The 6,184-nt window shown below is 66.8% G+C and carries 6 protein-coding genes and 1 tRNA gene; 4 read left to right on the top strand and 3 right to left on the bottom strand.

Translation table 11 applies throughout. The features are described 5' to 3' along the window. Together ACIQ2E_RS11505 and ACIQ2E_RS11500 are read right to left on the bottom strand one after the other, a co-directional pair. Window positions 1-370, bottom strand: a 370-nt coding sequence (locus ACIQ2E_RS11505) for an MlaE family ABC transporter permease (protein WP_398330514.1), incomplete at its 3' end; no start/stop codon positions are given. Between the two features lie 19 nt (window positions 371-389). Next, the gene (locus tag ACIQ2E_RS11500; protein ID WP_398330511.1) at window positions 390-1,802 is read right to left on the bottom strand and encodes an MFS transporter; all 1,413 of its coding nucleotides are present in this window, start codon (window positions 1,800-1,802) and stop codon (window positions 390-392) included. A gap of 94 nt (window positions 1,803-1,896) precedes the next feature. Here ACIQ2E_RS11500 and ACIQ2E_RS11495 point away from each other — a divergent pair. After that, window positions 1,897-1,967 (top strand) — tRNA-Gly (locus tag ACIQ2E_RS11495). Here the strand turns inward: ACIQ2E_RS11495 and ACIQ2E_RS11490 are convergent. Next, a complete protein-coding gene (locus ACIQ2E_RS11490; protein WP_398330508.1) occupies window positions 1,967-4,093 on the bottom strand; it encodes a glycogen debranching protein in 2,127 nt (708 codons plus the stop codon). The genes ACIQ2E_RS11495 and ACIQ2E_RS11490 overlap by 1 nt on opposite strands. An 8-nt stretch (window positions 4,094-4,101) precedes the next feature. Here ACIQ2E_RS11490 and ACIQ2E_RS11485 point away from each other — a divergent pair, with 8 nt between their 5' ends. From ACIQ2E_RS11485 to gluQRS, 3 genes are all read left to right on the top strand, one after another. Then, a complete protein-coding gene (locus ACIQ2E_RS11485) occupies window positions 4,102-4,791 on the top strand; it encodes an MBL fold metallo-hydrolase (protein WP_398330505.1) in 690 nt (229 codons plus the stop codon). Between the two features lie 181 nt (window positions 4,792-4,972). Further along, the gene (locus ACIQ2E_RS11480) at window positions 4,973-5,248 is read left to right on the top strand and encodes an HU family DNA-binding protein (protein WP_010311229.1); all 276 of its coding nucleotides are present in this window, start codon (window positions 4,973-4,975) and stop codon (window positions 5,246-5,248) included. 103 nt (window positions 5,249-5,351) lie between these two features. Continuing rightward, the coding region (gene gluQRS, locus ACIQ2E_RS11475; RefSeq protein ID WP_398330501.1) for a tRNA glutamyl-Q(34) synthetase GluQRS at window positions 5,352-6,184 on the top strand (833 nt) is incomplete at its 3' end.

Here is a 6,184-nt window from a genome sequence, read left to right as displayed (position 1 = left end):
TGACCTTCATCGTGCCGAGCTGGGCCGCATAGGCCGTGGCCACCTTGCCCGTCACCAGGGTGGCGGTGAGGATCGGGGCGATCTCGCGGGCCAGGCCCAGGGCAAGGATGCCGCCCACCGTGGCGCCGGCCCCCTGCTTCACCAGCTCAGACGCGGCCTGGATGTTGAACACCGTGCCGGCCGCCAGGCCGGTGATGATCACGATCAGGAAGCTGCCCGGGCCTGCCTCCATCAGCTCCACCATCAGATCGTTGATCCCCACCTGGCCTTTGGCCAGAGCGGCCAGGGCCTGACCGCCGATCAGGCAACTTTCGCCCAGGCGGATCAGCCAGCGGGGGCGAAGCCAGGTGGGAACGCGGCGGCGGGGCATCACAGACATCAGGAGTGGTTCAGCTGGCGCTGGGGTGGTGCTGCAGATGCAGGCCTTTCTCAGGCCAGCGGCGCATCACCACCAGGCCCAGAACCACCAGAACTGCAGGAATGATGCCCATGCACAGCCGGATCGCCACCAAAGCGCTATCGGGCTGCAGCATGCCGCGGGACGCCACATAGCCGCTGAGGCTCATCAGGTTGCCGAAGAAGAAGAGGGCAAAGCTGATGCAGATCTTCTGGGTGAACACCATCCAGGCGCTGTACTGGCCCGCCGGTTTTTCCGGGTCGGCATCAATGGCATCGGGCAGCAGGGCCCACGGGATCAGGTAGGCGGTGGAGGCGCCGAGGCCCACCAGCAGAATGGCGCCGAGCAGCAGGGCCAGACGCAGCCCATTGGCGGCTGACCCGAGTGGGCTGATCGTTGCATCGAGTGGAGCCAGCAGCATCGCTGCCAGGCAGCCGGCTACCCATAGGCCACTGCCCCATTGCAGCGCCCGGATGCGGCCCTGGCGGTGCGATACGGAGGTCCACAGCTGCAGGCCCACGAGGGTGCTGATCTGGAAGGGCAGCAGGATCCAGTTGCTCCAGCCCTCCGGCACGTGCATCACCACGGGTAGGAAGATCAGCGCTGCGGTCTGCATGATCTGCAGCGCACACCAGAGCAGTAGATAGAGGCCCAGCACTTTCATGAACCGCCCGTTGCTGCGCACCCGTTTGATCAGGCGGCGCGTGGTGCCCTTCTGGGCCTCGGGCTGTTGGCAATGGCGGGCTGAGGGGGCGATGCCCCAGGCGCACAGCAGCGTGCACACCAGGATGATCAGGCCGGAGAGCACGCCCATCTGCCAGTAGCTGCTGGGGTTCTGGTGATCGCGCAGCAGCAGCGCCCCCAGCACGATGCCCACCAGCCCCGCGGTGATCGAGCCGGTGAAGCGGGCCATGTTCAGGCGCGTTCGCAGCGACACATCGGTGGTGAGCTCGGCGGCCAGGGCCGCATAAGGAAGGTTGACGCAGGTGTAAAGGCTGTTGGCCAGCACCGAGATGGCCACGAACACCCAGAAGCGCACCCACTCGCTGCCGGGCGGCAGCCACCACATCAGGGCCATCGCCACGCCAAGGGGCAGGGCGCTCCCCACGAGCCAGGGCAGCCGCGGCCCCCAGCGGCTGGTGGTTTTGTCGCTCAGCCAGCCCACCACTGGGTCGTTCACCGCATCCCAGAGGCGGGCAAGCATCAACACCAGGCCTGCCATCCAGGCCGGCAAGCCGGCGGCGGCCGTATAGAAGATGAAGAGATAGAAGCCGATCAGGGAGGCGGCCATGCCTGTGCCGGCATCGCCCAGGCCGTAGGCCACCAGCAGCCGCAACCGCGCCAGGCCCCGCAGGCTCGCCGCATCAAACGGTGCGGCCGGGGCGGCGGGAGGCGCAGCGGGCAAAAGGTCTGATCCGAACGCAGGTCATAATGCTGCAGCCGGCGTGAATTCCATGGCACGCGGGCCCAGCGCGAACGCTTGATGCGTTTGTACTGCTGCGGGCTTAGTTTAGTGGTAAAACCTCAGCCTTCCAAGCTGATGATGCGGGTTCGATTCCCGCAGCCCGCTTACAGCTGATGCCTCTCCATCAGGGGCGCGGCCACCAACAGCACCACGCTGCGGCTTCCCATGGCGATGCTGTCGCCTGAGATCGAGGGGGCTTTGGCCGGTAGATCCTCCCCGCTGGGTTGATGGGTGTCGATCACCCGCTTCCAACCGCTGGTGCAGCTGGGGATCTCGAAGCTCAGATCCTCGTGATAAGCATTCATGCCACACCAGAGCAGCGGTCCGCGCTCTCGGTCGTTGAGGCTCCAGGCCAGGGTGTGCGACCAGGCGGCCCAATCCGGTTGGCTCAGCTTCACGCCATCCCACTGGCGCGTCAGATGGCCGGCTTGATCGAAGCGCAGGGCCTTGCCCGCCTCCGGGTGAGGGATCTCAGGATTGAGCAGGTCGGACAGGTGATGGCGCAGATGGATCAGCCGCTGCACGAACAGCCGTAGGGATTGATCGTCGGCATCGGGCTGCCAGTGCATCCAACCCAGCAGGTTGTTTTGGCACCAGGCGTTGTTGTTGCCCCCCTGGCTGCGGCGCACCTCGTCGCCCATCAGCAGCATCGGCACCCCTGGGCTGAGTAGCAGTGAGCTCAACAGGTTGCGCAGCTGGCGGTTGCGCAGGGTGGTGACAGCCGCATCGGTACTGGGCCCTTCGGCGCCGTGATTCCAGTTGTTGTTGTGGTTATCGCCGTCGCGGTTGTCTTCTCCGTTGGCCAGGTTGTGCTTCTGGCTGTAGCTCACCAGATCCGCCAGGGTGAAGCCGTCATGGGCGGTGAGGAAGTTGATGCTGCGGCCCAGCAGCGCTGGCTGGCCGCCGAACAGATCCGGGCTGCCGGCCAGGCGCTGGCCCATGGGCCAGCAGCTCTTCTCATCGCCCTTCCAGAAGCGGCGCAGGTCATCGCGAAAGCGGCCGTTCCAGGCACCCACCCGCTTTGAGGGGAAATCGGCCAGGCGGTAAAGGCCGCCGCAGTCCCAGGGTTCGCTCACCAGCTTGAGATCTGCGAGTTCGGGATCCGCCTCGATCTCCTCAAACAGGGGCGGGTGATCCAGAGGGGCGAGCTCTTCGCCGCGGCTCAGGGCGATGCCGAGATCAAAGCGGAAACCATCCACCCCCAGCTCCAGGGCCCAGCAGCGCATCGATTCGAGGATCAGCCGCCGCGAATGGGGACGGTTGGCGGCGATCGAGTTGCCGCAGCCGCTTACATCCAGGTAATCGCCTTTGGCGTTCTGGTGGTAGTAGTTGCGGTCATCGATGCCGCGCCAGCTCAGGGTGGGCCCTGCCTGGTTCCCCTCGCAGGTGTGGTTGTAGACCACATCCACCAGCACCTCCAGGCCGGCCTGGTGGCAGGCCGTCACCAGCTGCCGCACCTGGTGGCGAATCTGCAGCGGGTCATCGCCTTGCTGATACGCGTGGTGGGGGGCCATCCAGCTCAAGGGGCTGTAGCCCCAGTAGTTGAGTCGGCCCGCCGGGGCATCGTGGGGGTCGAAGGCCATCACCGGCAACAGTTCCACCGTGGTGATGCCCAGTTCTTTGAGATAGGGAATCGCTTCGATCAGCCCCAAATAGGTGCCTTGCGCGGTTTCGCTCACCGGGCTGCCGGGGCCGCGGCTGAAGCCCCCAACATGCAGTTCGTAGATCACGGTGCGCTGCCAGCTGTGGCGGGGCCTCGGCGCGGCGCGGAAATCAAAGCGGTCGCGCTCCGTCACCACCCCCTTCAGGCAGCTGGAGGTGTTCGGCATCGCGCCAACAGCGTCAGCCCGGCGGTAGACATCCCAGCCCGTGATCGCTCGGGCGCAGGGGTCGAGCAGCAGCTTGGAGGGGTTGAAGCCGTGGCGACCCGGCAGCAGCGGGCCGAACACCCGGTAGGCGTAGCAGCAGCCGATCCCGACTCCGCTCACCTCCACATGCCAGATGTCGCCTGAGCGGTGGCGATGGTCGAGCTCCACCACCTGCTCGGGTTCCGGCGCGTTTCCTGCCGCAAAGAGCAACAGCTCAACGCGGGTTGCCAACGGGGCCACCAGCGAAAAGTTCACGCCCTGTTCGGTGGCGCTCGACCCCAAGGGCCAGGGTTGTCCCAGTCGGATCGTGCGCACCGGAGCCTGGAGGCCGCTGCCACAAGCTAGGTGTTGTCTGCGGGTCATGCCCCCCGATGTCACGGCTCCAAGCACAACCCACCGCTGCTGGGCGCCCGCCTCGCCAGGTTCAGGAGGGGCTCTGGCTGTTTGCCCCCAACCGCGACACCCAGGGCGGCAGCTCCTGGTGGCTGGAGCCATCTGCGGCGGATGGCTCCGGCGTACTCATCGATTGCCCGGCCTTCAGCGACGCCAACCTGGCTTTCCTGCAGCAGCAGAGCGTGGGTCGCATCGTGCTCACCGGCCGCGAGGGCCATGGCCGCCTGCGCCGGTTTCAGGAGGCTCTGGGCTGGCCCGTGCATGTGCAGGAGCAGGAGGCCTATCTGTTGCCCGGGGCGCAACAGCTGAGCGGCTTTGCCGAGCAGGCGGAGCTTGGGCCTGGGCTGCGGCTGCTGTGGACGCCGGGCCCCAGCCCCGGAACCGCTGTGTTGCTGGCAGAGCAGCCGGGGATTCTGTTTTGCGGCCGACTCTTGAGCCCACTGGCTCCTGGCCAGGCAGGGCCGCTGCGCACACGCCGCAGCTTTCATTGGGGGCGCTGGCTGCGCAGCCTGGAGCAGGTGCGTGCCTGGCTGCCGCCGGAGCAGCCGCAGTGGCTGGCGAGTGGCGCCGGATTGGGGGCATTGCGGGGTGAGGCGCTGGTGCCGTCGGCGCGGGCACTGCTGGATCAGCTCGACCTCGCTGCCCTGGCCACGCAGCAGCCCCTTTGAGGCTCGATCGACCACGCAGATGTGGTCAATGGGTCACAAAAGTGGCAAAACCGTGGCTGCAGAAGGGGTCCGATGGTTGCCGGGCCTTGCCAACACCCATACCATTGGCGCGCTGAACCCAGTGGCGGTCGGTGTTCCCGAGCCGCCCGGCTGCTACTGACCCAGAGGCTTTCCCAGTCCGATGAACAAAGCTGATCTCGTCAACCTCGTTGCCGCCCGCACCGAGCTGACCAAAACCGACGTGGCCCAGGTGGTGGATGCCGCCATCGACACCATCATCGATTCGGTGGTGGAAGGCAAGAAGGTGTCGATCCTTGGTTTCGGCTCCTTCGAGCCCCGCGAGCGCTCCGCCCGTCAGGGTCTGAACCCCAAGACCGGCGACAAGATCAAGATTCCCGCCAAGCGTGTGCCTGCCTTCACTGCCGGCAAGCTGTTCAAGGATCGCGTGCAGGGCTGATCGCCACGGCCGCTTCTTGCCGATCAGGCGGTCTGAAGACCGCCTTTTTTGTGCTTTGGTGCGGGATGCTGAAGAGCCCAGAGCCGAGCGCCCAAGCCCTGTGTTGCCCGAGCATCTGCAGCGCCAGCTTGCATGCCGCCGTGGCAACCGAGGGCGTTTCGCGCCATCGCCCACAGGCCGCCTCCACCTGGGCAACCTGCGCACGGCCCTGCTCTCGTGGCTGATCACCCGGCTGCAGGGCGGAGAGTGGCTGCTGCGGATCGATGATCTCGATACCCCCCGCAACCGACCTGGCGCCGCGGACGCGATCCTCAGCGATCTGCGCTGTTTGGGGCTGGAGTGGGATGGGCCGCTGATTCGCCAGAGCGAGCGCCGCGGCCTCTACGCCTCGGTGCTCTCGGCGCTGCGTCGCAGCGGCCGGCTCTACCCCTGTCGCTGCAGTCGCCGGATGCTGGCGGATGTGTCGGCCCCCCACGGCGCCACGGCGGTGTACCCGGGCTTTTGCCGCGAGCGCGCCAGCGGCTGGGGAGTTCAGCAGGGGCGGCTGCCCAGCTGGCGCCTGAGGCTCAGGCCAGGTGTGTTGGGCTGGTCTGAGCAGCTGGCCCAGTGCGGCAGCCTTGCGGCGGAAACGGAGGTGGGCGATGTGGTGTTGCGCCGCGCCGATGGTTTTCTCGCTTATCACCTGGCCACCGCGGTGGATGAGCTGGCCCTGGGCATCACCGATGTGGTGCGCGGTTGTGATCTCTGGGCTGCCACGGGCCCGCAGGTGGCGGTGATGCGTGAGCTGAATGCCCCACCGCCGCAGTACTGGCATCTGCCGCTGTGGCTGGATGAGCAAGGCCAGCGGCTATCGAAGCGTGATGGCGGTTTGGGGCTGGGAAGCCTGGCCGAGCAGGGCCTGGATGCCGCCGCGGTGGTCGGGCTGATGGCGGCGAG

It is taken from the genome of Vulcanococcus sp. (assembly GCF_044369115.1).
In the GTDB taxonomy this organism is placed as follows: Bacteria; Cyanobacteriota; Cyanobacteriia; order PCC-6307; family Cyanobiaceae; genus Vulcanococcus.
This window is presented reverse-complemented; position numbering and strand designations above follow the sequence as displayed.

What these genes read in the sequence shown, in the direction of transcription:
- ACIQ2E_RS11490 (WP_398330508.1), bottom strand. Translation starts at nt 4,093, where the DNA reads ATGACCCGCAGACAACACCTAGCTTGTGGCAGCGGCCTCCAGGCTCCG.
- ACIQ2E_RS11485 (WP_398330505.1), top strand. Translation starts at nt 4,102, where the DNA reads ATGTCACGGCTCCAAGCACAACCCACCGCTGCTGGGCGCCCGCCTCGC.
- ACIQ2E_RS11480 (WP_010311229.1), top strand. Translation starts at nt 4,973, where the DNA reads ATGAACAAAGCTGATCTCGTCAACCTCGTTGCCGCCCGCACCGAGCTG.